The following is a 26,503-nucleotide window of genomic DNA, read 5'->3' as shown; positions in this document are numbered from 1 at the left end:
GTGTGCCCTGAGCCGGTTCTGTGAGGATGCAGCCATGGAATGGCTGCCCGTCGTGGCGATCCTCGTGCCGACCGGCGGGCTGGCCGCCGCCTTCGCCCTCACCGCGCGTCGCCGCGAGGGCATCGACCGACGCAAGAACGTCGTCGGCGCGGTCCTGCTGCTGGTGTTCGGCGGTCTGGCGGCCCTGGTGGCAGGGCTCGCCTCGACCGTCACCCCTCCCGGCTGATCAGCCCCAGGACTGCTCGAGCTCGGCGAGCGCCGTCTCCAGGTGGAGGAGCAGCCGCTGGAGGCTGGGCACGCTGCGCCGGCACCCGATGATGCCGAAGTCGAGGAAGCCCTTGCGGCTGGTCAGCGTGATGTTGATGGCCTGGCCGTCCAGCGCGATCGACACCGGGTACATGCCGTCGAGCCGGGCCCCGTTGAAGTACATCTCCTCCTTCGGACCCGGCACGTTGGACACGATCACGTTGAACGGCGGGTGCGCGTACTTGACGTAGCCCGGCACCGGACCGAACGCCAACGGCAGCACCTGCGCGGCCGACAGGGCCAGGATCTGGGTCGGCGACAGGTCCCCGAGGATCCGCTTGGCCTGCTTGGACGAGTAGGCGATCTCCTCCAGGCGGGTCGAGCCGTTCTCGCGGTCGGTGGCCAGGTTGACGATGATCGCGCCGACCGAGTTGCCCCCCGAGTCGCTGTCGCCGGCCCGCAGCGCCAGCGAGACCGGCACCATCGCCGTCATCGGGTCGTCGGGCAGCGCGTTCTGCTCCAGCAGGTAGTCGCGCAGCGCCCCCGACACCATCGCCAGGACCACGTCGTTGAGCGTCGTGGCCGACGACTTGGCGACCCGCTGGATCCGGTCGATCTCCCACGACTGGGCGGCGAACCGCCGCGCCCCGCCGACCGGCACGTTGAGCATCGTCCGCGGTGCCCGCGGCAGGGTGATGTCGCCGTCGCGGATCACCTCGTTGGCGATCTTCAGGCTCGTCGGGACCAGCCCGGCCACGTCGCCCGCCACCCCGGCCGCGCCGCGCACGAGTCCGAACGGGTCCAGCCGGCGACCGCCGCCCCCGCTCCGCGACGACTTCAGCAGCCACGGCGGGACGCAGTCCGTGGCGTCCGGATCGAAGCTCAAGGACTTCTGCATCAGCCGGATCGCCGACACGCCGTCGACCATGGAGTGGTGGACCTTGCTGTACACCGCGATCCGGCCGTCGGCCAGGCCCTCGACGACGTGCGCCTCCCACAACGGGCGGTGCCGGTCCAGCAGGCTGCTGTGCCACCGGGAGGTCAGCTGCAGCAACTCACGGATCCGGCCCGGCTGCGGCACCGCCGAGTGCCGCACGTGGTAGTCGAAGTCGATGACGTCGTCCTGGGTCCACCACGTGGTGCCCAGCAGCCCGACCGGGTCGGCCGGCCGCTTGCGGAACAGCGGACTCACCTCGTCGTTGTGGCGGAACCCCTCGACCAGCTCGCGGGCGAACTCCGGGCCCGCGCCGTCCGGCGGGACGAAGAGCTGGAGCCCGCCGACGTGCATGGGGTGTTCCCGCGTCTCCGCGAGCAGGAACATCGAATCGGTGGGCGGCATGAACGGCATGGGGGATCCTGACGCAGGGTGGACCGGTCTCGCGTACGCTAACGAACGAGTGTGAAGCACGTCACTGCAGATGCCGGACCAACCAGTCTCCCGTCACCGGGACCTAGTGCACGGGAGAAGCCGATGGCCCACCTGTCCGTCGCGGCCGAGGCCGAGTTCGTCCCCGGTGTCAGTCTCCAGGCCCGCGCCCTGGGCATCGGCCTGCGGCACACGGTCCGCCCGGTGCTCGACCTGTGGTCCCGTCTGCCGTTCGACTACTTCCCCCCGAACCTGGTCGAGCACGCCGCGCGCGTGCTGCCGGTGCACGAGGGGACCTCCTGGCGGTCGGTCGACCTGCCCCAGTGCCGCAGCGAGTGGCTGCGCGCCAAGGGGGTCGGCGACCTGCACCACGGCAACACCGGCGCGATCCTCTACCTGCACGGCGGCGCGTTCCTGACCTGCGGCCTCAACACCCACCGCCGCCTGGTCTCGCGCATCTCGTTCGCGGCCGACCAGCCGGTCCTGAACGTCGGCTACCGGCAGATGCCGCACGAGCCGATCGCAGAGTCGGCGGCCGACGGCCTCGACGGCTTCCGCTGGCTGCTCGGTCAGGGCTACCGGGCCGAGGACATCACGATCGCGGGCGACTCCGCGGGTGGCTACCTGGCCTTCGCCGTCGCTCGCGCCGCGATGGACGCCGGCCTCGGCCGTCCTGCCGGCATCGTGGCCATCTCACCGCTGCTGGACTTCGATCCCGCCGGCAAGACCGCCCACCGCAACGCCCACACCTGCCAGACCTTCTCGCTGCGGGCGGTGGCGCGTCTGACCGCCGTCACGCACGCGATGGAGACCCGCCGCGGCATCGCCGGCCGGCGCATCTGCCCGGTCAACATGCCGCTGGCCGACATGCCGCCGGCACTGATCCACATCGGGTCCCGCGAGGTCCTCATGGCCGATGCCGAGCTGATGGCCAACCGGCTGGTGTCAGCCGGCGTGGCCTGCACCCTGAAGGTGTGGGACCGGCAGGTCCACGTGTTCCAGGCCGCCGCGTCGTGGGTGCCCGAGGCGCGCACCGCGATCGACGAGATCGGTGCCTTCGTCCGCGCCCGTGCCGCGGCCGAGGCGTCGCCCGTGCCGCACCGCACGTCCCGCACGGCACGAACCGCAGCCGCCGTGGACCGCGTCGTCGGCGGCTGACGTCGCCGGTCCGGGCAGCCGCGCCGGTAGGCTGCGAACGTGAATCCCACGACTGGGCGGGTGTACCTGTCCCGCATCATCGGACAGCCGGTCTTCGACCCGGCCGGCGACCCCGTGGGCAAGCTGCGTGACATCGTCGTCACCGTCCGGTCGGCCAACCGGCGTCCCCGCGTGCTCGGCATCGTCGTGGAGGTGCTGGGCCGGCGACGGGTGTTCCTGCCCATCACCCGTGTCACGTCGCTGGACGGCGGACAGATCATCACCACCGGCGTGCTCAACGTCCGCAAGTTCGAGCAGCGCCGGCACGAGACCCTGGCGGTCCACGAGCTGTTCGACCGGCAGGTCACCATCGTCGGCAGCGTGTCGGGCACGGTGTACGACCTCGCGATGGAGCAGGACCCCCGTCGCGACTGGTACCTGACCCGGGTGGCGGTGCAGGAGGTCGGCAAGCGCTTCGGCCGGCGGGGCGCGACCCACACCCCCGAGTGGTCCGAGGTCATGGGCCTGGCGGAGCAGGACTCGGCCCAGGGAGCCCAGCACCTGCTGTCCACGATGGACGAGATGCGGGCGACCGACCTGGCCAACGCCCTGCTGGAGCTGGTGCCCAAGCGTCGTCTCGAGATCGCCGCCGAGCTGGGCGACGAGCGGCTCGCCGACGTGCTGGAGGAGCTGCCGGAGTCGGTCCAGGTCGAGATCCTGGGGGTGCTCGACCCGGCCCGCGCCGCCGACGTCGTCACCGAGATGAGTCCCGACGACGCCGCCGACCTGCTCGGCTCCCTGCCGCCGGCCAGCGCCGAGCAGCTGCTGGGACGGATGGAGCCCGAGGACGCCGACGACGTGCGCCGGCTGCTCACCTACGAGGAGGGCACCGCCGGGTCGATGATGACCACCGAACCGGTCGTCCTCGCCCCCGACACCACGATCGCCGAGGCGCTGGCCCGCGTGCGCGAACCCGAGCTGATCCCCGCCCTGGCCTCGATGGTGTACGTGTGCCGGCCGCCGGTCGAGACCCCGTCCGGCCGCTTCCTCGGGGTGGTGCACTTCCAGGCCCTGCTGCGCGAGCCCCCGTCGACCCTGGTCGGCGCGATCATCGACGACGGCATCGAGTGGCCGCGGCCGGAGTCCTCGCTGGCCGAGGTCGCCAACCTCCTGGCGGCCTACAACATGGTCGCGCTGCCTGTCGTCGACGACGGCAAACGCCTCGTCGGTGCCGTCACGATCGACGACGTGCTCGACCACCTGCTCCCGGAGGGCTGGCGCGAGACCGGACCCGAACCAGCCCTGGAGGTGACCGATGCCTGACCACGACCGCCTCGACCAGCCCAAGCGGGTCCGTCGATCGCTGCGACCGCGGGCCGACTTCGACACCGACCGGTTCGGCCGGTTCGCCGAGTCCTTCGCGCGCTTCATGGGCACGGCGACCTTCCTCGCATGGATGACCCTGTTCATCGCCCTGTGGTTGACCTGGAACGGAGTCGTCGGGCCGGAGAGCCTGCGGTGGGACCCCTACCCCTTCATCTTCCTGACCCTGATCCTGTCGCTGCAGGCCTCCTACGCCGCTCCGTTGATCCTGCTGGCCCAGAACCGGCAGGAGGCCCGGGACCGGGTCACCCAGCAGCAGGACCGCGACGCGACGGCGCAGTCCCACGCCGACATGGAGTTCCTCGCCCGTGAGGTCGCGAGCCTGCGTCTGGGCATCGGCGAGGTCGCCACCCGCGACTTCATCCGTGGCGAGCTGCGCGGCCTGGCCGAGGCCCTGGATCCGGCGGCCGAGACCGACCCCACGAGGTCCGACCGCCGCTGAGGCCACGCTGACCCGTCGCCGGTCGTCCCGGCCCCGTAGGATCGGCCCCATGGCATCCGTCACCGAAGACCAGGTCCGCGAGGCGCTCGCCCGGGTCAACGACCCCGAGATCAAACGCCCCATCACCGAGCTCGGGATGGTCGACACCGTCACGATCGGCGAGACCGAGATCGTCGTGCGGCTGCTGCTGACCGTCGCCGGGTGTCCGCTGAAGGACACGCTGACCCGCGACGTGACGAACGCCGTCGGCCAGGTCGCCCCCACCCACACGGTCCGGGTCGACATGGGCGTCATGACCGACGAGCAGCGCAAGGACATGCAGACGATGCTGCGCGGCGGCCAGACCGAACGGGAGATCCCGTTCGCGCAGCCCGGCAGCCTCACCAAGGTGTACGCGATCGCGTCCGGCAAGGGCGGGGTCGGCAAGTCCTCGGTCACCGTCAACCTGGCCATCGCCATGGCGAACCGGGGCCTCAAGGTCGGCATCATCGACGCCGACATCTACGGCCACTCCATCCCCGACATGCTCGGCGTCGGTGACCTGCGCCCGACCCAGGTCGAGGACATGATCATGCCGGTGCCCGCCCACGGCATGAAGGTCATCAGCATCGGCATGCTGAAGCCGCGCAAGGACCAGGTCGTCGCGTGGCGCGGCCCGATGCTCGACCGCGCGCTCGTCCAGATGCTCAGCGACGTGTACTGGGGCGACCTCGACGCGCTGCTGCTGGACCTGCCGCCCGGCACGGGCGACATGGCGATCAGCCTCGGTCAGCACCTGCCCAACGCCGAGGTCGTGGTGGTCACCACCCCGCAGCAGGCGGCGGCGCAGATCGCCGAACGGGCCGGCACCATGGCCTCGATGCTGCACCAGCGGGTCGTCGGCGTGCTCGAGAACATGTCCTACCTGACGTTGCCGTCCGGTGAGCGCATGGAGGTGTTCGGCTCGGGCGGCGCCGAGCAGGTGGCCGCCACCCTCAGCGAGCGGCTGGGCTACGACGTGCCGCTGCTCGGCCAGATCCCGCTGGAGGAGCAGCTGCGCATCGGCGGCGACTCCGGCGACCCGGTCATCGTGACGCACCCCGACGCCGAGTCGTCCAGGATCCTCCAGGCGGCTGCCGACCAGCTCAGCGGCCGCACCCGGGGGTTGGCCGGCATGCAGCTGGGTCTGGCCCCCGCGGGCCGGTTGTAGGTCCCGATGCTCGGGATGGGGTGGGCGGAGATCGCCGTCATCACCATTGTCGCGCTGCTGATCTTCGGCCCCGACAAGCTGCCCGACATCGCCCGGCAGGCCGGCCGTACCCTGCGGACGGTCAAGCAGATGGCCGACAACGCCAAGAACGACCTGGGCCGGGAGATCGGCCAGGACCTGCAGGACCTCGACCTGCGTGACCTCAACCCGCGCGAGTTTGTCCGCAAGGCGATGCTCGACGACGCCGCCCCGCCGCGCAAGGAGCGTCTGCTGCGGCCCGGCGAGGTTCCGCCGTTCGACGCCGAGGCCACCTGACGCACGGCCCCGCACCACGACGAAGCCGGCCCCCTCCCGCAGGAGGGGGCCGGCTTCGTCGTACGACCGCTCGGTCAGAACGGGGGCGGCGTGCCCGGCGTCCGGTTCGGCACGTCGCAGATCGCGTCGCGCAGGTTGAGCGTGATGTCCCCCAGGATCGGCACGTTGACCGTCACCCGCAGGGCCGTCGCTCCGACACACCGGACGATCCCGGTGCCGCTGACACCGCTCACACCGATGACCTGGCCGAACAGCGTGTCCGGCTCCAGGTTGGTGATCGCATTGACCGCCGAGAAGCCGTTGCCCGGTGTGAACTCCAGGCTCGCCTCCCCGAGGTCGGCCAGCACACGACCGCCCTGGATCGGGTACTCGCAGCCGACCACCGCACACGCACCGGCGTAGCCGGTCGTGTTGAGGTAGACCGGACCACCGTTCTCGGTGTCCAGCGAGCCGGTCAGGTCCAGCCGGCGCAGGCGCAGGTTCTGGGCCGAGAGGCCGCCGGTGGAGTCCACCAGGTTCAGCGTCGTGTACTCGCTCGCCGCGAACTGGATCGAGCCCAGCGCCGGGTCGTCGATGCCGACGAACGGCAGGCACGCCTCGTCGTCGGCCATGCACACGTCCAGCGCGGTCGGCAGCGGTCCGGCGATGGAGCCGCTGAGACCCGAGAGCGAGAACGACAGGCTGTTGGTCGGTGCGTCGGCCCGGTAGATCAACCGCATCGCACCGGAACCGTCGTCCAGCAGACCGAACCGCAGGTTCGGCTGCAGCCGGTCGATCGTCGCGGTGATCGTGTCCGCCGGGTCGGCGGAGACGATCGACACGTCGAAGATCTTCTGCGCGACGGTGTCCAGCAGCAGCTCCGGCACCTCGCCGAGGCTGGCCTCGATCGTCCGCAGACCGTGGATGCGGGCGGCCAGGCGGGCGCCCTCACCGGACTGGTCGATCGCGAGGCCGTCCTCGGCCCCGGTCAGGACCAGCGGGTCTCCGGAGTCGGCCGACAGCTCGACCAGACCGATGGCCTGGCCGCCGGTGTCGAAGGTGGCACCGTCCTCGGCGACGCTGACGCCCAGGCGGCTGGGCACGTCGGTGAGCTGCACCGACAGGTTCTGCGCACCGAGCAGGATGCCGTCCTCGGCGGTCGAGGAGGCGTCGATCGACACCGAGTCGATCGGCGCCGACCCCTCGACCTCGACCGCACCGTCGGCACCGAGCGCGAGCGACAGCTCCCGCGGGGCGTCCTGGATGAGGGCGTCGATCGTCAGGTCGTCCTGCTCGACCAGCGCACGCAGCGGGGTCGGGGCGATGACCACGCTGAGGGCCACGGACTCGCCGAGATCGACCTGCATGCCCTCGAACCCGGGCAGTCGGACCGCGATGGACTCGTAGTCCGGCTCGCTCAGCAGGCGCAGGTACGCCGGGTCGTCGAGCAGGGCCAGCTCACCACCGGAGCTGAACCCGGCCTCGAACACCCCGATCGGGCCGCTGGCCGTCAGGCTGCCGGCACCGGCGGCGTCGAGCGCGAACGAGATCTGCGTGGGCACGTCGGTCAGGCCGAGCACCACGTCGCTCACGGTCTCACCGGCGTCGAGCGTGCGGGCCCGCACGCTCAGCAGGTCCAGCGGGGTGTCGCTGGAGATGTCGGCCGTCAGGCCGGTCTCGTCGGTGCCGGAGACCGCGACGGACACGGTGCCGTCGACCTGCGAGAGCGTGCCCTCGGCGAGGAACACCTCGTCGGCGCCGCTGTCGTCCACCAGCTGCAGGCCGACCGTCGTCGGGGCGTCGGTCTGCAACGTGGCGGCGATGTTCTGCGCGTCCAGCTGGCCGCTCGCGAGGTCCAGACCGATCCGGGCCTGGACGGGTGCGCGGTCGAACGAGACGCCGAACCGCAGCTCCTCCGGGGCGAGTCCGGCCGGGATCGCCGGCTCGTCCTCGAGACCGGCTGCCTCGTCGGCGGGATCCGCCTCGGGCTGGTCGCCGTCGGCGCCGACCGGCACCAGGGCACCGGTCACGGTCAGGGCGTCCTCACCGCGCGAGGCGACCTGGAGGCCGGCACCCCCGCCGGCGAGCACGATGTCGGCGCGGAAGCCCTCGGGGGCGTCCGCGGCCCGGGTGTCGTAGCCGAAGCGGTACTCCTCGGAGGCGTCCGGCAGGTCGATCAGCGCCTGCAGGCTCAGCGGCAGGTCGGCCGGGGCGCCGGCGAGCCGGGCGATCTCCAGCCGCGGCACCAGGGTGCCGTCGTTGCCACCCAGCACCTCGACGTCGATCGGGTTGACCAGGTTGCTCGTCGACACGTCGACGACACCGTTCACCAGCGTCACTGCGGCGACCACGTCGGGGATGCCGTCGCCGGTCACGTCGAGCAGCTGCGGCAGGCCGATGGTGGCGTCGAACTCGGCCGACACGTCGTCGCCCTCGGCGGGCTCGTAGACGCTGCGCCAGCGGAAGCGGGCCGTGTCGATCAGGCCGCCGAACGGGGTGTTGGCGGCGAGGTCGGTGAGCAACCGGTCGACGGCGTCGTCGGCCTGGTCGCCGACCTGGTTCAGGCTGCCGGTCGTGTTGGCCAGCAGCAGGTCGATCTGCTCACCGAGCACCTCGACGTCGAGCAGGTCCGTGGCCTCGATCGGGGTGCCGTTGAGGAACGTCAGCAGCGGGTTGACCGTGCCGGTCACGAGCTGGTCCAGGAAGGTGCCGGTGCCCGCGAGGAGCTGGTCGCCGACCTGGGTGGCCGGAGGCGTCAGCAGCGAGCCGAGCAGACGGGTCAGTCCGCCCACCAGGCTGTGGGACTCCGCGGCCGGCTCGGCGACGGCGTCACCGACGAAGAACGTCAGACGGTCCGAGCTGGGCCCGTAGACGGGACCTCCGGCGTAGGACGCGGACGCGATGTCGGCCCGGCTCGGGCCGGAGACGACGAGGTTGCGCTGGGCCGAACCGGTCAGCGAGGTCGTCACGTCGGCGGAGTCGTCGCCGAGGCTGAGGGTCAACGGCTCGCCCGAGACGGGCTCGCCCGCGCGGTCGCTGCCGGGGGTCGCGTCGACCAGCTGACCGCGCAGGGTCGTGCTGTCGCCGGGCTGGGCGCGGGTCGCGCCGTCGTAGACCGTCTCGGTGGAGCGGCGCTGCAGCGTCGTGGTGTCACTGCCCCCTGCACCGGAGAGGTAGATCGCGTCGTCGACCGTCGTGGCGGTGACCGTCAGGGCTCCGGCCGCGAGATCGGGCAGGTCGACCGTGCCGGACCCGTCGCCCGACCCGTTGGTCTGCACGGTCTGCTGACCGACGCCGGGGATCGTCACGACCACCGAGCGGTCGGGAGCCGCCGTCGTGGCGGCCACGCCGTTGGCCTGGATCGTGGTGCGGACGGTGAAGGAGAGTTCCTCACCCGTCACGACGCTGGTCGGCACGTCGATGGAGACGGCGGCCCGGTTCTGCAGGTTCACCGAGATGTCGGAGGCCAGGACCTCGCCCTGGCGGCTGCACCCGAGGTTGAGGAAGCCGCTGCGGCGCGCGTCGTTGTACCAGGAACGGACCCGGTAGGCGCCGACCGGCTGGCCGACGCTGTCCCACGTGGTGCTGAGGGCGCCCGACCCGTCACGGTTGGCGGTGTGGACGACCACGTTGTCCGCCAGCCGCCGCACCTCGATGCGCGAGCGGGACTCGTCGCCGATGTTGCAGTTCTCCTGGCCACCGCGGGCCTCGGTGATCGGGACCAGTCCGGACACGGTCTGACCCGCGGACAGGTTGTTGATCGCTGCCTGCGAGGACATCGCCGGCAGGACCGCGACCATCAGGGCGCCGACGATGCCGACCTTCAGGACGGGCCGGCGGCGTGACCGCTCACGACGGTGGGACGGGGCGGGTTCACGACGCATGGGTGGCGATCCTTCGGGCGGGGTCGGGACACGAGTCCGCCCTCCCCCGGGGACGGGTACTCACTTGCGTTAACGCCGTGACCGTCGTCACGTTACGAACGAGTTTCCGACCCTGCGGTAGGAAGCCGCCGTTGCAGGGCCGGCCACCGACAAGACGCCGATCAGCTCGCCGCGATCCATCCCGTCATCCGGTCGATCCCGTCGTCCACCCGGTCGGCGATTCCCCTCGCCGGGTCGCTCGGCAGGTCGTCGACGACCGCCTCGATGCGGACGGGCGAGGCGTCGGTGACCACCGTGTACACGATGCCGTCGCTGTCCCACGTGACGACGGTCGGGATGCCGTCGCGGACCCACACCCGCGACCCGGCCACGACGGCCTCGCGGAAGCCCTCGACCGACGCGCGGTCCAACGAGCCCCGCTGCTCGACGAGGTGCAGCCGCACCCCGTCGCCCCGGTACGCCAGCCGGACGGCGTTCGCGTCCACGACCCGGTGACCCTCGACCCGGTGCAGCGAGCCCGCCAGCTGCGGTCCGCACGGCCACCCGTCGGCATCCAGCTCGTCGAGCCGCTGGGGCGTCAGCCGGACACCGGCCTGCACGACCTGCGAGCCCGCCTCCGGTGACCGGTCGGCAGCCGCCTCGGCGACGAACCTGGCCGCGTACTCGTCGAACCGGGGAACCACCGGGTCGCCCGAGCGCTGCTCGTGCTGACCGACCACGAAGGCGGCCAGGAAGACCGCGACCGAGGCGCCGGCCAGGGCGACCCCGGCACGCACGGCCCGACTCTCCTGCACCCACGACCGCGGCGCGGCCACCTCACGGTCCGGCAGATGGGTCAGCGCCGCCGCCAGACCGGGCGGGAGGGCGGGATCGCCGCTGAACCCCATCCGGTGCTTGAGGTGCTGCTGCTGGGCCACGTCGTCGCGGCAGCGGCTGCACTCCGCCAGGTGCCGGTGCGCAGCCTGCATCGCCGCGGGCGGGAGCTGCCCGTCGACGAACGCTGCGACCTCGACACCCAGGTGCGGCATCAGACCCCGACCGCTCCCAGGAACCGGGTGCGGCCGGCCCGGGGGGCGCGGTGCGCCAACGCCGCCCGCAGCTGGGTCCGGCCACGGTGGATCCGCGACCGCACCGTGCCGATCTTGATGCCCAGCACCGAGGAGATCTCCTCGTAGCTGAGCCCCTCGACGTCGCACAGCACCACGGCCACGCGGAACTCCTCGGGCAGCGACAGCAGCGCGGACTCGATGTCGGGGTCGAACCCCGCATCGTGCACGGCGTGCTCGGGGCGGACCTCGGTGCTCTCGATCCGCTCCTCGGCACCCTCGCTGAACCCGTCCATCCTGATGCGCGTCGACCGCCGTGCGCGGTCGAGGAACAGGTTCGTCGTGATCCGGTGCAGCCACCCCGGGAAGTTGCCGGGCTCGTAGCGGTCGAGCGAGCGGAACACCCGCACGAACACGTCCTGGGTGAGGTCCTCGGCGTCCTGGCGGTTGCCGGTGAGCCGGTAGGCGAGGCGGTAGACCCGCGCCGAGTGCTCGGTGACGATGTCGGCCCACTCCAGCGACGGTGCTGCCGCGATCACGCGTGCCTCATCGGTGCTGAGCTCCCCGGTGTCGGTCATGTCCCCATCGTGGACGTCCTTGCTGAGAGAACGCCCAGAGATCGCTGACGGTTCCCACGGGATCCTCCGACATCCGTGGGGCGGTCCCAGGCGCGGCATCGCGGGCCGGACGTCCCCTCGGCACTAGGCTGGAGCGGTGGAAGGGACGAGCAGATGACCAGCCCCGCGAGTCAGGCCTATGTCGACACCTACCTGGCCGAGGACGACCACCTCGCCGACGCCCGCCGACGGGCGGACGAGCTCGGCGTGGTCCCGATCGGTCCCGCCGCCGGTGCCGCCCTCGGTTTCCTCGTGTCCGTCGTGCAGGCCCGGTCGGTCGCCGAGATCGGATCGGGCAGCGGCGTCTCGGGGCTGTGGATGCTGCGGGCCATGCCGGCCGACGGCGTCCTCACCTCGGTCGACCTGGAGGCCGAGCACCAGCGTCACGCCCGCGAGGTCTTCACGGCCGCCGGCATCGCACCCCAGCGCTTCCGCCTGATCGCCGGCGCGGGCCTGGAGGTCATGCCGCGGCTCACCGATGCCGGCTACGACCTGGTGTTCCTCGACGGCGACAAGGTCGAGTACGGCGAGTACCTCGACGAGGCCCTCCGTCTCGTGCGGCCCGGCGGCGTGGTCGTGTTCGACAACGCGCTGTGGCACGACCGGGTCGCCGACCCCGCGCACCGCGACCCCGAGACGACCGCGATCCGCGACCTGCTCGAGCGGGTCAGCACCGACGAGCGCCTGCGTCCCCTGCTGCTGCCGGTGGGCGACGGACTGCTCGCCGCCCAGCTGGTCGACTGAGGGCTCAGCCCTCGGCGCTGTTCGACGCCATGAAGCCGGCGGGACCCTCGGCGACCGCGACCACGGTGAACGGCTCCACCAGCACGGGCGCGCTGCCGACGATCACCGATCCCGGTGCGGTCGCGGCAGCAGCCTCGAACCCCACCTGGAACCGCTGACGGTCCTCGGCGGAGGAGAACACGTACGTGCCCTCGAACCACTCGCCGTCACGGGCACGCCAGGTCTTGAACCGCAGGCCGTCGAGCGTCGCGAACCGGTCGAAGGACTCGTCGCGCACGTAGGCGCGCAGGCGGTCGAGCGTGCCGGCCGGCGCGGCCTCGAGGGACCAGCGCACGGTCAGTCCGAACATCAGGCGGGTCCGGACATCAGACGGCCTTGAGTGCGTCCCCCAGGGTGGATGCCTCTTCGTTGTTGAGCTCGACGACGAGTCGTCCTCCGCCCTCCAACGGGACGCGCATGACGATGCAGCGCCCTTCCTTGGTGACCTCCATCGGACCGTCGCCGGTCCGAGGCTTCATGGCCGCCATGACATCCCCTCTCGTCCGCACCCGGCCGCCGTGTGGCCGGGCAGACCTCCATTATCGCCCATGCCTCGGCGACACGTGACGGCACACCCCTGCCGCGGTCGTCCGCGGTCGAGAAACTACGACGAGCGTGCAGCGACGAGATGGATGCCGGGATCGCACGGCCGACCGTCGGTGGAGTGGCGGCGCGCGATCTCCTCGGCCCCGACGAGGTCGACCGGGGCGAATCCGTGGGGTGTCAGCAGGCCCGGGATCTCCGCCGCCGGCAGCATCAGGTCGACCGGCTCGCCGATCAGCCGCAGCGAGCTCTCCGCGGCACGACGGACCCGCGGCCAGAGGCCGCCGCCCTCCAGGGAGTGCCAGACGTCGATCGTGACCGTCGATCCCGGGCCGCATACCGCGGCCAGGTCGGCCAGGGTCTCGTCGACCGCCTCCCGGGTCAGGTACGGCACGACGCCCTCCCACACCACGAAGGTGCGGGCCCCGACGACGAAGCCGCACTCGGCCAGCCGATCGCGCAGCGACTGGGTGCGGAAGTCGATCTCGACCCGGCGGACCACGGCGTCACCGAACACGTCGCGACGCGCCTCGACCAGGGCGGCCTTGCGACGCGACAACGGGGCCAGGTCGACCTCGAACACCGGTCGCCCACCGATCTCGCGGGCGAACCGGTACGCCCGGCTGTCGTACCCGGCACCGAGGACCACCACCTGGTCGACCTCCGGCAGCGCCTCCAGGAGGTGGGCGTCGATGAACGCGTGCCGGCACAGCACCGAGGTGGTGAAGGCGATCAGGGGGGTTCGTTCGAGCGCGTGCCGGGGCGGGGCGAGATACACCGCGGGCGCGAGGGCGCGGCGGGCCGCCGACGGCAGGAAGTACGGGGCGACCTCGTCGCTCACGATCCGGCGGCTGGGCGGCCGGTCGAGCTCGAGCACCCGCATCATCAGGGTGGCGCGGGCGGTGATGCTCGCCCGGTCGGACCGGTGCAGCTCCATCGGATGACCTCCTCGTCTCCCTCGCAGTCTCACCTAGGTCCGCGCGGAGCACCCGTCCAGGTGGTCGTCGACCATGCCGACGGCCTGCATGAGGGCGTACGCGGTGGTGGGTCCGACGAACCGCAGGCCGGCCCGCTTGAGGGTCCTGGCCATCGCCACCGACTCCGGCGTCGTGGCCGGCACGTCGGCCAGCCGAGACGGCGCGGGCCGCGGCGGGGGTGCGAACGACCACAGCAGCTCACCGAGCGGGCGGTCGAGGTCGAGCACGGCGCGCGCGTTGCCGATCGTCGCCTCGATCTTGGCGCGGTTGCGCACGATCCCGGCGTCGGCCAGCAGGCGGTCGACGTCCCCGGGGCCGAACGTCGCGACCACCCCGGGATCGAACCCCGCGAAGGCGGCCCGGAAGTTGTCGCGCTTGCGCAGGATGATCGACCACGACAGGCCGGACTGGAACGCCTCGAGACTGATCCGCTCGAACAGCGCGGTGTCGTCGGTGACCGGCCGGCCCCACTCGGTGTCGTGGTAGTCGCGCTCGCCGGCGGCGTCACCCCACGGGCAGCGGGGTTGGCCGTCGTCGCCGATCACCAGGTCCGGACTCATCGCGTCAGTCGCGGGCCACGAACCACGCGACCGCGTCCTCGACGTCGTCGGTCACGTGGATGAGGTCGAGGTCGGCGGGGCTGATCTTGCCGTCGGCCAGCATCGTGTCGCGGATCCAGTCGATCAGGCCGCCCCAGTATTCGGTGCCGAACAGCACGATCGGGAAGGTGGTGACCTTGCCGGTCTGGGCGAGGGTCAGCGCCTCGAAGAGCTCGTCGAGGGTGCCGAAGCCGCCCGGCATGACCACGAAGCCCTGGGAGTACTTGACGAACATGGTCTTGCGCACGAAGAAGTAGCGGAAGTTGATGCCGATGTCGACGAACTCGTTCAGGCCCTGTTCGTGCGGGAGCTCGATGCCCAGGCCCACCGACACCCCGCCGCACTCGTGCGCACCACGGTTGGCCGCCTCCATGGCACCGGGCCCTCCGCCGGTGACGACCGCGTAACCGGCTCGGCAGAGCCTGGCAGCGAGCTCACGTGCCGCCTCGTACAGAGGATCGTCCGGGGAGGTGCGGGCCGAGCCGAAGACCGACACCGCGGGGCCCAGCTCGGCCAGCTGGCCGAAGCCCTCGACGAACTCGGCCTGGATCCGCAGCACCCGCCACGGGTCGGTGTGCACCCAGTCGGCGCTGCCGCCGGTGTCGAGGAGCCGCTGGTCGGTGGTGCTGGCGGGGATGTGGTCGCCGCGCAGGCGGACCGGCCCCTTGTAGAACGAGTTGTTCACGTGGTCAGCCACTCCCGCAGTCGTCGTTCGACCCGGTGCAGGTGCTCGACCGGGACGTGCTCGTTGGCCTTGTGCGCGAAGTTCGGGTCGCCGGGTCCGTAGTTGACCGCAGGGACGCCCAGCACCGAGAACTGCGCCACGTCGGTCCACCCGTACTTGGGGCGAGGGGACTCCCCCACCGCCTCCACGAACGCCGCCGCCGCGGGCGCCGTGAGCCCCGGCAGTGCGCCGGGCGCCGAGTCGGTGACGACGAGGTCGAACCCGTCGAACACCTCCTGCACGTGGGCCAGCGCGGCAGCCTCGTCGCGGTCGGGGGCGAACCGGAAGTTGACCGTCACGGTGCAGGCGTCGGGGATCACGTTGCCGGCGACCCCGCCGCTGATACCCACGGCGTTGAGCCCCTCGCGGTACTCCAGGCCGTCGATCACCACCCGCCGCGGCTCGTAGGCCCGCAGGCGGGCGAGCACCTCGCCCGCGGCGTGGATGGCGTTGCTGCCCCTCCACGACCGCGCGGAGTGGGCCCGCTCACCGCCGGTGGTGACGTCGACCCGCAGCGTCCCCTGGCAGCCGGCCTCGATGCCGGCGTCGGACGGCTCCATGAGGATCGCGAAGTCGGCGGCCAGCAGCTCGGGTCGCTCGCGGGCGATCCGGCCGAGGCCGTTGAACTCGGCGGCGACCTCCTCGGCCTCGTAGAAGACCCAGGTGACGTCCCACGCGGGATCGGGCACGGTCGCGGCCAGGTGCAGCGCGATCGCGACCCCGCCCTTCATGTCGCAGGTGCCCAGCCCGTGCAGCACGTCGCCGTCGAGCCGCGACGGGAAGTTGCCGTTGGCCGGCACGGTGTCGAGGTGACCGGCGATGACCACGCGGGACGACCGGCCCAGCTCGGTGCGGGCGATGATCGTGTGGCCGTCCCGGACGACCTGCAGGTGGTCGAGCTCGAGCAACCGGGCCTCCACCTCGTCGGCGATGACCTGCTCGTGGTGACTCTCCGACGCGATGTCGACCACGGCAGCGGTGAGGGTCACGACGTCCGCGGTCAGGTCGAGGAGGGGCACGCCCTCATTCAACCCCATCGGCCGCGTCGTGCTCGAACACGCAGAACTCGTTGCCCTCGGGATCGGCCATGACCGTCCACCGGTCGTCCTCGGTGGGGGTCGCCAGCACGACCGCACCGACGGCGACCAGGTCGTCGACGGTCACGCCGGGCTCGAGGGTGACGTCCCAGTGCAGCCGGTTCTTGACCCGCTTCGTCTCCGGCACCGCGACGAAGTCGAAGGACTCGACCGGAGCACCCGGGATCTCGTCGACGTGCGAGTACCCCTCGGGATGCGACACCTCGCCACCCCAGACCCCGGCCCACCACACGGCGATCGTGCGCGGATCCACGGCGTCGACGACGACGTCCTTCAGCTGCGGCCCGCCGGTCCGCTCGTCGACGAACACGCAGAACTCGTTGCCCTCCGGGTCGGCGAACACCGTCCAGGGGAACTGTCCGACCTCGGTGAGCCGGCGGCACCCGGCGAACGGGTCGAGCGACGGCGAGCGCAGGTCGAGGTGCACCCGGTTCTTGACCGCGACCGGCTCGGGCACCGGGTTGACCCAGACGGTCTGCTCCGGCCGCTCACCCCGCAGGACCCCGCTGCCGTCGTCCTCGAACACCTCGCCGGCCAGTCCGAGCGACCGCGACCAGAAGTCCGTCATCACCGCCGGGTCGGACGCGTCGATGCACAGGTCCTTGAACGTCACCAGAGCCATGCACCCACCGTAGGTCAGAGGGTGGACTGGACCCCTGCGAGGAGCTGGCGGCCCATGACGACGCGCTGCACCTGGTTGGTGCCCTCGTAGATCTGGGTGATCTTCGCGTCGCGCATCATCCGCTCCACGGGGTAGTCCCGGGTGTAGCCGTAGCCGCCGAGCAGCTGGACCGCGTCGACGGTCACCTGCATCGCGACGTCGGACGCGAACGCCTTCGCCGCGGCGCCGAAGAACGTGAGGTCGGCGTCCCCGCGCTCGGACCGACCGGCTGCCGCGTAGGTGAGCTGGCGGGCCGCCTCGATCTTCATGCCCATGTCGGCGAGCATGAACTCGATGCCCTGGAACTCGGCGATCGCCTTGCCGAACTGCCGGCGCTCCTGCACGTACCCGAGCGCGTGGTCCAGGGCGCCCTGGGCCACGCCGACCGCCTGCGCGGCGATCGTGACGCGGGTGTGGTCCAGCGTCTGCATCGCGAGGGCGAAGCCCTGTCCGACCTCGCCGATGATCCGGTCACCGGGGATGCGGACGTGGTCCAGGTACACCTCCCGGGTGGGAGACCCCTTGATGCCGAGCTTCTTCTCCGGCGCACCGAACGACACGCCCTCGTCGGACTTCTCGACCACGAAGGCCGTGATGCCCTTGGTGCGCTTCTCCGGATCGGTCTGCGCCAGCACCGTGTAGTACTCGGACTCACCGGCGTTGGTGATCCAGCGCTTCACCCCGTTGAGCACCCAGTCGTCGCCGTCGCGGACCGCGCGGGTCTTCTGGTTGGCCGCGTCCGAGCCCGCGTCGGGCTCGGACAGGCAGTAGGAGAAGCCGCCCTCGCCGCGAGCCAGACGGCCGAGGTACGTCGCCTTGATCTGCTCGTCACCGCCGATCTGCACCGGCAGCGATCCCAGCTTGTTGACGGCGGGGATCAGCGAGCTGGACACGCAGACGCGAGCGACCTCCTCGATGACCAGCACCGTGGCCAGGGCGTCCGCACCGGCGCCTCCGTACTCCTCGGGCACGTGCGGGGCGTGGAAGTCCGACGCCAGCAGGGCGTCGGCCGCCTCGCGGGGGAACCGCGCGTCCTCGTCGACCTCGGCCGCCCACGGGGCGATCTTGTTCTCGGCGACGGCGCGGACGGCCTCGCGGATGGCGCGGTGCTCCTCGGACAGGGCGAACAGATCAGACACGTGGACTCCAGATAGTAGGACGACCTGATAATTCTAGCGCGTGCTCGTGCCACCGTGCCCCGCGGGCGGATCGTCGAGGTGTGGGCCTTCGGGCCGTGGGACACACTGGCGGCATGACCAGCTCCTTCACCGGCCACATCGCCGGGATCGGCACCGCCGAGGGGACCCGGATCGTGATCGGCATGTGGGACGAGAGCCCGTTCGGCCGGTTCGCCGACGCGATGGTCGAGGACGCCACCGGCCACCGCACCCTCATCGCCCCTCGGCAGGACGTCGCCGACTTCGTCGCCACGACCTACTCCTTCGACGAGGTGCGCATCGAACCCGTCGACGTGACGCGAGGAGACACCTGGTCGGTCCACTCGAGGTCGCTGCAGGTCTGGTTCACGCCCGGCGGACGGCTCTGGGTCGCCCCCCTGCTGCGACTGGTGCCGGCACCGCTGCGGCGCTCCGAGCTGTGGGCGCGGATCTGCAGCCCGATCGCGCGGCGGCTCATGCCCGGGGTGCAGACGCACGGATCAGCCGGCCACGGCCGCACCGAGTGGTATGCCGCCCGCGACGTGCACCGGGTCACCGCCGCCGGGGCGACCTGGTACGACCGCGAGCTCGGCGCCCTGGCACCGGTCGCTCCGCCCGTGCGGTTCGGGTTCGCCTCGTCGCCCGCGCAGCCCACCCTGACGAGCCTCACCTCGTACGTCCGCTGAACGACGGGCACGGCCGCCTACGCTGAGGCATGGCCACCGAGATCACGACCCCCGAGCACCTCCGTGAGCTGCTCGGGACACCGCTGGACCGCGTCGTCGAGAAGGACCGCGACCGGCTCCACCCCGAGCACCGGGCCTGGTTGGCCGCGTCACCCTTCTGCCTCGTGGCCACGTCGGCCACCGACGGCACCTGCGACGTGTCACCGAAGGGCGACCCCGCCGGCTCGCTGGTGCACGTGGTCGACGACGCGACCCTCGCGATCGCCGAACGTCCCGGCAACCGCCGCGCCGACGGCTTCCTGAACCTGCTCCAGAACCCCCGCATCGGGCTGTTGTTCTGCGTGCCCGGCCGCGGCGACACCCTGCGGGTGAACGGTCGGGCCCGGCTGCTCGCCGACGCGCCCTACGCAGGGGAGATGACCGTGCGCGGCCACCGTCCGGTCGTGGTCTGCGAGGTCACCGTCGAACAGGTCTTCTTCCACTGCGCCAAGGCCTTGCTGCGCTCCGAGCTCTGGGAGCCGCAGACCTGGCGGCCCGACGCGGTGCCGAGTCGCGCCGAGATCGCCCGGAGCCTGGAGCGCCCGGACGACTCCCTGGAGGACCTGCAGGCCTACTACGGGGACGCCTACCGGACCGGCTTGTACTGACCCGACGGGGTCGCTGCGACACAGATCACAGCGTGTCCGGGCAACGTCACACCGTCTGGAGAGGCGGTGGCCCGGGGTGGACCGGCAGAGTTGGTGGGTGGCCGAACACCCCCGGCCCGGATGCATGTTCCTCGATCCCAGGAGATGTCGGCGTTGACGCTGAACGCGAACCTTCCCTCCCGCAAGCCCGCCGCCGATCCGAACCGGATCACCACGGACGTCCTGCTGGTCGGCGCCGGTGTCATGAGCGCCACCCTGGGCGCCCTGATCCGGTCGTTGGAGCCTGACTGGTCGGTCACGGTCCTGGAGCGTCTCGAGGGGCCCGCGCTGGAGAGCTCGGACCCGTGGAACAACGCCGGCACGGGCCACTCGGCCCTCTGCGAGCTGAACTACACGCCCCGGCTGCCCGACGGTTCGGTCGACGTGTCCAAGGCCCTGGTCGTCAACGAGCAGTTCCAGCTGTCGCGGCAGTTCTGGGCGCACGGCGTCGACCACGGGATGCTCCACGACCCGTCGTCGTTCATCAACGCCGTTCCCCACGTGAGCTTCGTCCGCGGCGCCGAGAACGCCGAGTACCTGCGGCTGCGCCACGACGCGCTCGCCGGCAACCCCCTCTTCGAGGGCATCGAGTACGTCGACGACCGCGACGAGTTCGCCCGGCGCCTGCCCCTCATGGCCGAGGGACGCCCCGAGGACGAGACGGTCGCCCTCAACTGGAGCCAGAACGGCACCGACGTCGACTTCGGCGCCCTCACCGGACAGCTGCTGGCCCACCTCGCCGACCGGGGCGCCGACATCCGCTACGGCCACGACGTCAAGAGCCTGCGCAAGAACACCGACGGCACGTGGAAGGTCAAGGTCCGTGACCGCGTGCGCGGCGGCACCCTGAACATCTCGGCACGGTTCGTGTTCGTCGGCGCCGGCGGGGGCGCCCTGCACCTGCTGCAGCGTTCGGGCATCGACGAGGTCAAGGGCTTCGCCGGCTTCCCCGTCAGCGGGCAGTTCCTAAGGTGCGTCGACGAGGACGTCACGGCACGCCACGAGGCGAAGGTCTACGGCATGGCCGCCGTCGGGGCGCCGCCGATGTCCGTCCCGCACCTGGACACCCGGGTGATCGACGGTCAGCGCTCCCTGCTGTTCGGCCCCTACGCCGGCTGGACCCCGAAGTTCCTCAAGAACGGCTCGTTCACCGACCTGCCGCGGTCGATGCGCATCGACAACCTCGGCCCGATGGCCGGCGTCGGGCTGACCTCGGCGCCCCTGGTCAAGTACCTGGTCCTGGAGCTGTTGAAGAACCAGCACCGCAAGATCGACGAGCTGTCGGTGTTCGCCCCGATCGTCGAGGCTTCCGACTGGGAGCTCATCACGGCCGGTCAGCGGGTGCAGGTCGTGCGCAAGAAGGGCTGGGGCGGCGGGCTGGAGTTCGGCACCACGGTCATCAGCGCGGCCGACGGGTCGATCGCCGGGCTCCTGGGCGCCTCCCCCGGTGCGTCCACCGCCGTGGCGGCCATGCTCGACGTGCTCGAGCGGTGCTTCCCCGGTCGGATCGACGGCTGGCGCCCGCAGCTCAAGGAGATCGTGCCGTCGTACGGCGTGGCGCTGCAGGAGAACCCGAGCCTGCTGGCGGACCTGCGGTCCTGGACCGACACCTCGCTCGGCCTGGTCTGACGGCTACCCGCCGCGGACGACCGCTCCCTTGGCGCGGGCGGCCTCGGCCAGCGCGGCCTGGAAGTCCAGCATCCGGGCGGTGAGACCGGGGTCGCCCGCCGCGAGGATCCGCACGGCGAGCAGGCCCGCGTTGCGGGCGTTGCCGATCGACACGGTCGCGACCGGGACCCCTGCCGGCATCTGCACGATCGACAGCAGGGAGTCCATGCCGTCGAGGTGGGCCAGCGGGACGGGCACCCCGATGACCGGCAAGGGGGTGACGGCGGCGAGCATGCCGGGCAGGTGCGCGGCGCCGCCGGCGCCGGCGATGATGACCTCGAGGCCCCGGGCATGGGCCTCGCGGCCGTAGGCGAGCATCTCGTCGGGCATCCGGTGGGCCGACACCACGTCGGCCTCGGTGGCGATGTCGAACTCCGCCAGCGCGGTGGCGGCGGCCTGCATGGTGGGCCAGTCGGAGTCCGAACCCATCACGATCCCGACCCGCGGCTGGCTGTTCATGCCGCACACCCTACCCACCCCGCAGGGGCGGTGGATTCGCGACCGAAAGAGGCCGGCGGTGCCCAGCGGACCGAATGGACGCTCAAACGGTCGCATCCCCACCGACGGAGCCATTCGGTCGCGAATCCACCGCCCTCGGGGTCAGCCGTTCTCGAGCAGGTCGGCGGCCAGGCGGGCACGGGAGCGCACCTGGTCGAGGTCGTCGCCGACCACCGTCACGTGGCCGACCTTGCGACCGGAACGGACCGCCTTGCCGTACAGATGGACCCGCGCCTCGGGCACCTGCGCGAGCACCTCGGCGAGCTGCGCCTCGAGGTCGGTGACGGACCCGCCGAGCACGTTGACCATCACGCTCCATGGCGCGCGTGCTGCGGTCGGGCCGAGCGGCAGGTCCAGCACGGCGCGCAAGTGGTTCTCGAACTGGCTCGTGGCTGAGCCGTCGATGCTCCAGTGGCCGGTGTTGTGCGGCCGCATCGCGAGCTCGTTGACCAGCACCCGTCCGTCGGAGGTCTCGAACAGCTCGACCGCCAGCATCCCCACCACGTCCAGCTCGACCGCCAACGTCCTGGCGATCTGTTCGGCCTGCGCGGCCAGGCCGGCGTCGAGATCCGGAGCGGGGGCGATCACCTCGCGGCAGATGCCGTCGTCCTGCCGTGACTGCACCACCGGGTAGGCGACGACCTCACCGGACGGGCGGCGCGCCACCTGGGCCGAGAGCTCCCGGCGGAAGTCCACCAGCTCCTCGGCGATCAGCGTGCGACCCGACGCGAACGCCTCGGCGGCCTCGTCCGCCGCGTCGACCTTCCACACGCCCTTGCCGTCGTACCCTCCGCGCGTGGTCTTGACGATGACCGGAAAACCCCCGACGCGTCCGGCGAAGTCGGTCAGGTCCTGCGGATCCGCGACCACCGCGTGCGCGGGCCCGGGCACCCCGAGCTCGGCCAGGCGCGCCCGCATCTCGGCCTTGTCCTGGGCGAAGAGCAGCGCATGGGGCCCGGGACGTGGGGCATGTCCGGCCGCCGCCAACGCCCTCAGGTGCTCGGGCGGGACGTGCTCGTGGTCGAACGTCACCACGGCGACGCCCTCGCAGACCCGTTCGAGGTCCGCCAGCACGGTGTGGTCCCCGACGAGACGGTCCGGCACCACCTGCGCGGCGGACACGTCGGGACCCTCCGCGAGCAGGCGGATCCGGATGCCCGAGCCGATCGCGGCCTGCTGCATCATCCGGGCGAGCTGTCCGCCGCCGACGACGGCGAGGTGGGGGGCGTCCATGCGGCGAGACTATCGAGCCGCGCGGCCCGGGATCGTGCCGGGACTCAGGCGTGCGCGGCCTCGTAGACCTCGCGCTTGCGCACGCCCGTGCTGGCGACGACCGCCGCGATCGCGTCTTTGCGGGTCATCCCCGTGGCCTCGGCCTCGGCCACCAGTGCGGCGAGGGCGGCCGTGTCGTAGGTCCGCGCCACCGGACGTGCGCCGTCGACCACCACCGTGATCTCACCACGCACCCCGTTCTCGGTCTCGCGAGCCCAGGTAGCGAGTTCGGCGAGGGATCCCCGCACGACCTCCTCGTAGGTCTTGGTCAGCTCGCGGCACACCGCAGCGCGGCGATCAGGGCCGAACCGGTCGGCCATGGCCGCAAGCGTGGCGGCGGTGCGGTGCGGCGACTCGAAGAACACCATGGTGCGCCGCTCGTCGGCGAGCTCGCCGAACACCCGGGCCCGGTCGCCGGCCTTGCGGGGCGCGAATCCCTCGAAGGTGAAGCGGTCCACCGGCAGGCCGGACACGGCCAGGGCCGCGAGCACCGCGGAGGGCCCCGGGACGGTGGTGACCGTCACGCCGGCGTCGATCGCCGCCGCGACCAGGCGGTAGCCGGGGTCGGACACGCTCGGCATGCCGGCGTCGGTGACCAGGACGACCGTCAGGCCCGCCCTGAGGTGGTCGACCAGCTCGGGGGTGCGGGCCGCCTCGTTGCCCTCGAAGTACGACACGACGCGTGCCGTCACCTCGACGCCGAGGTCCGAGACCAGTCGGCGGAACCGCCGCGTGTCCTCGGCGGCGACGACGTCGGCAGCCGCGAGCGCCGGGCCGAGACGGGAGGAGGCGTCCGCGACCTGTCCGATCGGGGTCGCCGCGAGGATCAGCACCCCGGCATCGTCTCACCTCCCCCCTGGGCGGTGGATTCGCGACCGAATGACCTCGGCGGTGCCCAACGGACCGAATGCGAGCTCATACGGTCCGCTGGGCACCGCCCGGAGGGAGCGGACGCACGTACAGGGACCGGAACGCGGCCCCGAACACCGGCGGTGGCCCGTCGTATCCACGGCTCACCAGGAGCTGGTGGATCCGGGTCACCAACGCCCGCGGCCGGGCGAGCATGGCTGCCGTGATCTGCAGGTACTCCCACCCCGCGCTGCGCAGGTCGGCGTAGCGGACGATGTCGCGCGCGAACTGCTGGGGCGACTCGGCGTGCTGCCTGCCCTCGTACTCCAGGACCAGTCTCCATCGCCGGTAGACCAGGTCGCCGCACGCCAAGAACTGGCCGCCGACGGCGATGTCGGTGTTGATCTCGGGCACCTCCAGCCCGGCGGCCACCACGGCCACTCTCACCTCACTCTCGGGCACCGACCGCGCGTCCGGCCTGAGCTGCGGCAGCACCGCCAGGGCCGCGACCGTGCCCGGTCGCCACGGATCACGCGCCGCGAGCGACCTGACCTGCGCCTCGGTCATCCGGCGGTGCCGCACCAGCCAGTCGCCGGCCGCGATCAGCTCGACCGGCTTCAGCAGCGTCGCGCTCTGGATGAAGGCCGCCGCCGCGCTGACACCCGAACGACCGGTCGGCGGCATCCGGACGGTGCGGTGCAGGGCGATTCCTTCGAGTTCGAGGTGAAGGTCACGACCGATCGTGAAGTGAAGGCCCGGAGGCCCGATCGACAGACCGGCCAGCTCCAGCCTGGTGGTGTGACTGGCTGCGGCGTCGGGCGGCAACGACAACCGAGCGGCCTCGATCGCGCCTCGACGGTCGAGGACGAGGTCGGACCGCCGGTCCACCGCGGGATGGATCTCGGTGAAGCGAGGGTGCCGCAGCATCCGTCGCGAGATGCCGAGCTCTGCGGCCTCGCGGATCGTGAAGGCCCGGTCGGCCAGTGCTGCTGGGAGGGGGACGGGGGTGCGCATCCCTCACCCTGTCCGTCGCGGCCGGCCCTTCACCGACTCCGTCCGCTCCCTGTGGACTCGTCCCGGCGGGTGGACAATCCCGGCGGGCGGTGGATTCGGGACCGAATGCGGCCTCTTTCGGTCCACCTGACACCCGCCACCCCCATTCGGTCGCGAATCCACCGCCCTGGCGGGGAGGGGGTGGGGAACTAGGGTGACGGGGTGCGCATCAGTGGCCGGGTCGCGGGGTGGCTGGGGCCCCTCGGGGTCGCGGCGCTGGCCTTCGTGCTCCGCGTGTGGGAGGTCGGCCGGCCGAACCGGCTGATGTTCGACGAGACGTACTACGCCAAGCACGCGTGGTCGCTGCTGCGGGACGGCTACGTGCGCGACTTCGTCGACGGGGCGGACGAGCTCATCATCGCCGGAAGGACCACCGGTCTGCTCGAGGACACCCCCACCCAGATCGCGCACCCCGAGGCCGGCAAGTGGCTCATCGCCGTCGGCGAGCAGCTGTTCGGGCTCGACGCGTTCGGCTGGCGCATCAGCGCCGTCGTCGTCGGTGCCCTCACGGTCCTCGTGCTGGCCCGGCTGGTCCGCCGGCTCACCGGCTCCACCTGGCTGGGCTGCCTCGCCGGTCTGCTGCTGACCTTCGACGGTCTGCACTTCGTGATGTCGCGCATCGCGCTGCTCGACGGGTTCCTGACCTTCTGGCTGGTCTCCGCCGTGGCGTGCCTGGCCGTGGACCGTGACCACCTGGTCGAACGCCTGGAGCGCAGTGCCGACCGGCTGCCGGTCCGGCCGTGGCAGCTGCTGGCCGGGGTCTGCTTCGGGATGGCGATCGGCACCAAGTGGAGCGGGCTGTTCGTGCTGGCGGCGTTCGGGCTGCTGGTGGTGGGGTGGGAGGTGCTGGCGCGACGCCGCACCTGGTCGACCGGCGGGTTGACCGCTCCCCCGCCGTGGATCCGGACGACCCTGGTGGTCGGAGCGCCGGCGTTCGTCTCGCTGGTGGGGATCGCCTTCCTGGTGTACCTGGCCACGTGGACGGGATGGCTGGTGCACCACGAGGTCTACGCCGAGCGCTTCGACCTCGGCGACGGCGGCCCGCTCTCCCAGCTGTGGCGCTTCCACGGCCTGACCCTGGACTTCCACACCGGGGAGTTCCTCGCCGGCCAGGACCACCCCTACCAGTCAGCCGCGTGGGGCTGGCCGGTCCTCGACCGACCGGTGGCCGTCGACGCGGTCAACGACCTCCCCGCCGCGACGTGCGGCGCGCCCGCGGACTCCAGCTGTCTCCGTGTGGTGACGCTGCTCGGCAATCCGCTGGTGTGGTGGCCCGGGGCGGCGGCGCTGCTCGTCGCCCTCGTGCTGTGGGTCCGCTCCCGCGACTGGCGGCTCGGACTGGCCCTGACCGGCGCCGCCGCCACCTGGGTGCCCTGGCTGCCCCTGGTGCGCCTCGACGACCGGCCGATCTTCTCGTTCTACTCCGTCGCCATGCTGCCGTTCACGATCATCGCCGTCTGCGTGCTGCTGCACCTCGCGTGGGAGCGCTCCGGCCCGCGCGCACGCCGCGCCCTGGCGGGCGCGGTCGTGGCGTGGGTCGTCGCGGTGGTCGTGTCGTTCGCGTGGTTCCACCCCGTGCTGACCGGGGCGCTGCAGTCCTACGACGCCTGGCGGTCGCGGATGTGGTTCAGCCGCTGGATCTGACC

At 71.8% G+C, this 26,503-nt stretch carries 27 protein-coding genes; 11 read left to right on the top strand and 16 right to left on the bottom strand.

Annotation, left to right across the window (positions count from 1 at the left end; all coding sequences use genetic code 11):
- Nucleotides 1–34: 34 nt before the first annotated feature.
- A complete protein-coding gene (locus HMPREF0063_RS01775) occupies nucleotides 35–226 on the top strand; it encodes a hypothetical protein (RefSeq protein ID WP_007076927.1) in 192 nt (63 codons plus the stop codon).
- Here HMPREF0063_RS01775 and HMPREF0063_RS01770 read toward each other — a convergent pair whose 3' ends face one another.
- Nucleotides 227–1,594 carry a WS/DGAT/MGAT family O-acyltransferase gene (locus HMPREF0063_RS01770; protein WP_007076926.1) on the bottom strand — a complete coding sequence of 456 codons (1,368 nt, stop codon included), beginning with the start codon at nucleotides 1,592–1,594 and terminating at the stop codon, nucleotides 227–229. It abuts the gene before it with no gap.
- A gap of 123 nt (nucleotides 1,595–1,717) precedes the next feature.
- On the opposite strand from HMPREF0063_RS01770, the gene HMPREF0063_RS01765 reads away from it, so the two are divergent.
- From HMPREF0063_RS01765 to HMPREF0063_RS01745, 5 genes are read left to right on the top strand one after another with little or no spacing between them, the layout of a single operon-like run.
- Nucleotides 1,718–2,770 (top strand): alpha/beta hydrolase, encoded by a 1,053-nt coding sequence (locus tag HMPREF0063_RS01765; RefSeq protein WP_007076925.1) that lies wholly within the window; start codon nucleotides 1,718–1,720, stop codon nucleotides 2,768–2,770.
- Between the two features lie 39 nt (nucleotides 2,771–2,809).
- On the top strand, nucleotides 2,810–4,072 hold the full coding sequence (locus HMPREF0063_RS01760) for a magnesium transporter MgtE N-terminal domain-containing protein (RefSeq protein ID WP_040320026.1): 1,263 nt from the start codon (nucleotides 2,810–2,812) through the stop codon (nucleotides 4,070–4,072).
- Nucleotides 4,065–4,574, top strand: coding sequence for a DUF1003 domain-containing protein (locus HMPREF0063_RS01755; RefSeq protein WP_007076923.1), 510 nt, complete (start codon nucleotides 4,065–4,067; stop codon nucleotides 4,572–4,574). Before HMPREF0063_RS01760 ends, HMPREF0063_RS01755 begins: the two co-directional genes overlap by 8 nt.
- Before the next feature lie 49 nt (nucleotides 4,575–4,623).
- The gene (locus HMPREF0063_RS01750; RefSeq protein WP_007076922.1) at nucleotides 4,624–5,763 is read left to right on the top strand and encodes an Mrp/NBP35 family ATP-binding protein; all 1,140 of its coding nucleotides are present in this window, start codon (nucleotides 4,624–4,626) and stop codon (nucleotides 5,761–5,763) included.
- 6 nt (nucleotides 5,764–5,769) lie between these two features.
- The gene (locus HMPREF0063_RS01745; protein ID WP_007076921.1) at nucleotides 5,770–6,078 is read left to right on the top strand and encodes a sec-independent translocase; all 309 of its coding nucleotides are present in this window, start codon (nucleotides 5,770–5,772) and stop codon (nucleotides 6,076–6,078) included.
- A gap of 74 nt (nucleotides 6,079–6,152) precedes the next feature.
- Here the strand turns inward: HMPREF0063_RS01745 and HMPREF0063_RS01740 are convergent, their stop codons facing one another.
- The 3 genes from HMPREF0063_RS01740 to sigE form a co-directional block, all read right to left on the bottom strand.
- Complete coding sequence (locus tag HMPREF0063_RS01740; RefSeq protein WP_040320025.1) at nucleotides 6,153–9,941, bottom strand: Ig-like domain-containing protein; 3,789 nt, start codon at nucleotides 9,939–9,941, stop codon at nucleotides 6,153–6,155.
- Nucleotides 9,942–10,102: 161 nt separating this feature from the next.
- Entirely contained in the window at nucleotides 10,103–10,969 is an 867-nt protein-coding gene (locus HMPREF0063_RS15535; protein WP_050760880.1) for an anti-sigma factor family protein, read from the bottom strand.
- A complete protein-coding gene (sigE, locus tag HMPREF0063_RS01730; protein ID WP_007076919.1) occupies nucleotides 10,969–11,565 on the bottom strand; it encodes an RNA polymerase sigma factor SigE in 597 nt (198 codons plus the stop codon). Before sigE ends, HMPREF0063_RS15535 begins: the two co-directional genes overlap by 1 nt.
- A 153-nt stretch (nucleotides 11,566–11,718) precedes the next feature.
- Between sigE and HMPREF0063_RS01725 the strand changes: the two genes are divergently transcribed.
- On the top strand, nucleotides 11,719–12,348 hold the full coding sequence (locus HMPREF0063_RS01725) for an O-methyltransferase (RefSeq protein ID WP_007076918.1): 630 nt from the start codon (nucleotides 11,719–11,721) through the stop codon (nucleotides 12,346–12,348).
- 4 nt (nucleotides 12,349–12,352) lie between these two features.
- On the opposite strand, the gene HMPREF0063_RS01720 is transcribed toward HMPREF0063_RS01725, so the two are convergent.
- The 8 genes from HMPREF0063_RS01720 to HMPREF0063_RS01690 form a co-directional block, all read right to left on the bottom strand.
- The gene (locus tag HMPREF0063_RS01720; RefSeq protein WP_007076917.1) at nucleotides 12,353–12,697 is read right to left on the bottom strand and encodes a hypothetical protein; all 345 of its coding nucleotides are present in this window, start codon (nucleotides 12,695–12,697) and stop codon (nucleotides 12,353–12,355) included.
- A 16-nt stretch (nucleotides 12,698–12,713) separates the two neighbouring features.
- Nucleotides 12,714–12,875 (bottom strand): DUF3117 domain-containing protein, encoded by a 162-nt coding sequence (locus HMPREF0063_RS16115; protein ID WP_007076916.1) that lies wholly within the window; start codon nucleotides 12,873–12,875, stop codon nucleotides 12,714–12,716.
- 116 nt (nucleotides 12,876–12,991) lie between these two features.
- Nucleotides 12,992–13,867 carry an SAM-dependent methyltransferase gene (locus HMPREF0063_RS01715; protein ID WP_007076915.1) on the bottom strand — a complete coding sequence of 292 codons (876 nt, stop codon included), beginning with the start codon at nucleotides 13,865–13,867 and terminating at the stop codon, nucleotides 12,992–12,994.
- 33 nt (nucleotides 13,868–13,900) lie between these two features.
- Nucleotides 13,901–14,467, bottom strand: coding sequence for a DNA-3-methyladenine glycosylase I (locus tag HMPREF0063_RS01710; RefSeq protein WP_007076914.1), 567 nt, complete (start codon nucleotides 14,465–14,467; stop codon nucleotides 13,901–13,903).
- Nucleotides 14,468–14,471: 4 nt separating this feature from the next.
- Nucleotides 14,472–15,203, bottom strand: a complete 732-nt coding sequence (locus HMPREF0063_RS01705; RefSeq protein ID WP_007076913.1) for an LOG family protein — start codon at nucleotides 15,201–15,203, stop codon at nucleotides 14,472–14,474.
- Nucleotides 15,188–16,249 (bottom strand): succinyl-diaminopimelate desuccinylase, encoded by a 1,062-nt coding sequence (gene dapE / locus HMPREF0063_RS01700; protein WP_007076912.1) that lies wholly within the window; start codon nucleotides 16,247–16,249, stop codon nucleotides 15,188–15,190. Before dapE ends, HMPREF0063_RS01705 begins: the two co-directional genes overlap by 16 nt.
- Before the next feature lie 4 nt (nucleotides 16,250–16,253).
- The gene (locus tag HMPREF0063_RS01695; RefSeq protein WP_007076911.1) at nucleotides 16,254–16,949 is read right to left on the bottom strand and encodes a VOC family protein; all 696 of its coding nucleotides are present in this window, start codon (nucleotides 16,947–16,949) and stop codon (nucleotides 16,254–16,256) included.
- Between the two features lie 14 nt (nucleotides 16,950–16,963).
- Entirely contained in the window at nucleotides 16,964–18,127 is a 1,164-nt protein-coding gene (locus tag HMPREF0063_RS01690; protein ID WP_007076910.1) for an acyl-CoA dehydrogenase family protein, read from the bottom strand.
- A gap of 113 nt (nucleotides 18,128–18,240) precedes the next feature.
- On the opposite strand from HMPREF0063_RS01690, the gene HMPREF0063_RS01685 reads away from it, so the two are divergent.
- From HMPREF0063_RS01685 to mqo, 3 genes are all read left to right on the top strand, one after another.
- Nucleotides 18,241–18,831, top strand: a complete 591-nt coding sequence (locus HMPREF0063_RS01685; protein ID WP_007076909.1) for a hypothetical protein — start codon at nucleotides 18,241–18,243, stop codon at nucleotides 18,829–18,831.
- Between the two features lie 29 nt (nucleotides 18,832–18,860).
- Nucleotides 18,861–19,478, top strand: a complete 618-nt coding sequence (locus tag HMPREF0063_RS01680; protein ID WP_007076908.1) for a pyridoxamine 5'-phosphate oxidase family protein — start codon at nucleotides 18,861–18,863, stop codon at nucleotides 19,476–19,478.
- A 153-nt stretch (nucleotides 19,479–19,631) separates the two neighbouring features.
- The gene (gene mqo, locus HMPREF0063_RS01675; RefSeq protein ID WP_245527726.1) at nucleotides 19,632–21,146 is read left to right on the top strand and encodes a malate dehydrogenase (quinone); all 1,515 of its coding nucleotides are present in this window, start codon (nucleotides 19,632–19,634) and stop codon (nucleotides 21,144–21,146) included.
- Nucleotides 21,147–21,149: 3 nt separating this feature from the next.
- Here mqo and purE read toward each other — a convergent pair whose 3' ends face one another.
- The 4 genes from purE to HMPREF0063_RS15530 all read right to left on the bottom strand — a co-directional run bounded on the left by purE (nucleotide 21,150) and on the right by HMPREF0063_RS15530 (nucleotide 24,818).
- Nucleotides 21,150–21,644 carry a 5-(carboxyamino)imidazole ribonucleotide mutase gene (gene purE / locus HMPREF0063_RS01670; RefSeq protein ID WP_007076906.1) on the bottom strand — a complete coding sequence of 165 codons (495 nt, stop codon included), beginning with the start codon at nucleotides 21,642–21,644 and terminating at the stop codon, nucleotides 21,150–21,152.
- Between the two features lie 141 nt (nucleotides 21,645–21,785).
- A complete protein-coding gene (locus tag HMPREF0063_RS01665) occupies nucleotides 21,786–22,916 on the bottom strand; it encodes a 5-(carboxyamino)imidazole ribonucleotide synthase (protein ID WP_007076905.1) in 1,131 nt (376 codons plus the stop codon).
- A gap of 44 nt (nucleotides 22,917–22,960) precedes the next feature.
- Entirely contained in the window at nucleotides 22,961–23,788 is an 828-nt protein-coding gene (rsmI, locus tag HMPREF0063_RS01660) for a 16S rRNA (cytidine(1402)-2'-O)-methyltransferase (RefSeq protein WP_007076904.1), read from the bottom strand.
- Nucleotides 23,789–23,870: 82 nt separating this feature from the next.
- Complete coding sequence (locus HMPREF0063_RS15530; RefSeq protein ID WP_007076903.1) at nucleotides 23,871–24,818, bottom strand: hypothetical protein; 948 nt, start codon at nucleotides 24,816–24,818, stop codon at nucleotides 23,871–23,873.
- A 201-nt stretch (nucleotides 24,819–25,019) separates the two neighbouring features.
- Here HMPREF0063_RS15530 and HMPREF0063_RS01650 point away from each other — a divergent pair, with 201 nt between their 5' ends.
- Nucleotides 25,020–26,501: a dolichyl-phosphate-mannose--protein mannosyltransferase gene (locus HMPREF0063_RS01650; protein WP_007076902.1), complete on the top strand. Its 1,482-nt coding sequence runs from the start codon at nucleotides 25,020–25,022 to the stop codon at nucleotides 26,499–26,501.
- Nucleotides 26,502–26,503: the final 2 nt, after the last annotated feature.

Origin of the sequence: Aeromicrobium marinum DSM 15272 (assembly GCF_000160775.2) — a bacterium.
GTDB classification, from domain to species: domain Bacteria; phylum Actinomycetota; class Actinomycetes; order Propionibacteriales; family Nocardioidaceae; genus Aeromicrobium; species Aeromicrobium marinum.
Note: the sequence above shows the minus strand (reverse complement) of the source record. Positions and strands in the feature narration are given on the sequence as shown.

Coding starts and splice junctions, on each gene's coding strand:
- HMPREF0063_RS01775 (WP_007076927.1), top strand. CDS start 35: ATGGAATGGCTGCCCGTCGTGGCGATCCTCGTGCCGACCGGCGGGCTG.
- HMPREF0063_RS01770 (WP_007076926.1), bottom strand. CDS start 1,594: ATGCCGTTCATGCCGCCCACCGATTCGATGTTCCTGCTCGCGGAGACG.
- HMPREF0063_RS01765 (WP_007076925.1), top strand. CDS start 1,718: ATGGCCCACCTGTCCGTCGCGGCCGAGGCCGAGTTCGTCCCCGGTGTC.
- HMPREF0063_RS01755 (WP_007076923.1), top strand. CDS start 4,065: ATGCCTGACCACGACCGCCTCGACCAGCCCAAGCGGGTCCGTCGATCG.
- HMPREF0063_RS01750 (WP_007076922.1), top strand. CDS start 4,624: ATGGCATCCGTCACCGAAGACCAGGTCCGCGAGGCGCTCGCCCGGGTC.
- HMPREF0063_RS01745 (WP_007076921.1), top strand. CDS start 5,770: ATGCTCGGGATGGGGTGGGCGGAGATCGCCGTCATCACCATTGTCGCG.
- HMPREF0063_RS01740 (WP_040320025.1), bottom strand. CDS start 9,941: ATGCGTCGTGAACCCGCCCCGTCCCACCGTCGTGAGCGGTCACGCCGC.
- HMPREF0063_RS15535 (WP_050760880.1), bottom strand. CDS start 10,969: ATGCCGCACCTGGGTGTCGAGGTCGCAGCGTTCGTCGACGGGCAGCTC.
- sigE (WP_007076919.1), bottom strand. CDS start 11,565: ATGACCGACACCGGGGAGCTCAGCACCGATGAGGCACGCGTGATCGCG.
- HMPREF0063_RS01725 (WP_007076918.1), top strand. CDS start 11,719: ATGACCAGCCCCGCGAGTCAGGCCTATGTCGACACCTACCTGGCCGAG.
- HMPREF0063_RS01720 (WP_007076917.1), bottom strand. CDS start 12,697: ATGTTCGGACTGACCGTGCGCTGGTCCCTCGAGGCCGCGCCGGCCGGC.
- HMPREF0063_RS16115 (WP_007076916.1), bottom strand. CDS start 12,875: ATGGCGGCCATGAAGCCTCGGACCGGCGACGGTCCGATGGAGGTCACC.
- HMPREF0063_RS01715 (WP_007076915.1), bottom strand. CDS start 13,867: ATGGAGCTGCACCGGTCCGACCGGGCGAGCATCACCGCCCGCGCCACC.
- HMPREF0063_RS01710 (WP_007076914.1), bottom strand. CDS start 14,467: ATGAGTCCGGACCTGGTGATCGGCGACGACGGCCAACCCCGCTGCCCG.
- HMPREF0063_RS01695 (WP_007076911.1), bottom strand. CDS start 16,949: ATGGCTCTGGTGACGTTCAAGGACCTGTGCATCGACGCGTCCGACCCG.
- HMPREF0063_RS01685 (WP_007076909.1), top strand. CDS start 18,241: ATGACCAGCTCCTTCACCGGCCACATCGCCGGGATCGGCACCGCCGAG.
- HMPREF0063_RS01680 (WP_007076908.1), top strand. CDS start 18,861: ATGGCCACCGAGATCACGACCCCCGAGCACCTCCGTGAGCTGCTCGGG.
- purE (WP_007076906.1), bottom strand. CDS start 21,644: ATGAACAGCCAGCCGCGGGTCGGGATCGTGATGGGTTCGGACTCCGAC.
- HMPREF0063_RS01665 (WP_007076905.1), bottom strand. CDS start 22,916: ATGGACGCCCCCCACCTCGCCGTCGTCGGCGGCGGACAGCTCGCCCGG.
- HMPREF0063_RS15530 (WP_007076903.1), bottom strand. CDS start 24,818: ATGCGCACCCCCGTCCCCCTCCCAGCAGCACTGGCCGACCGGGCCTTC.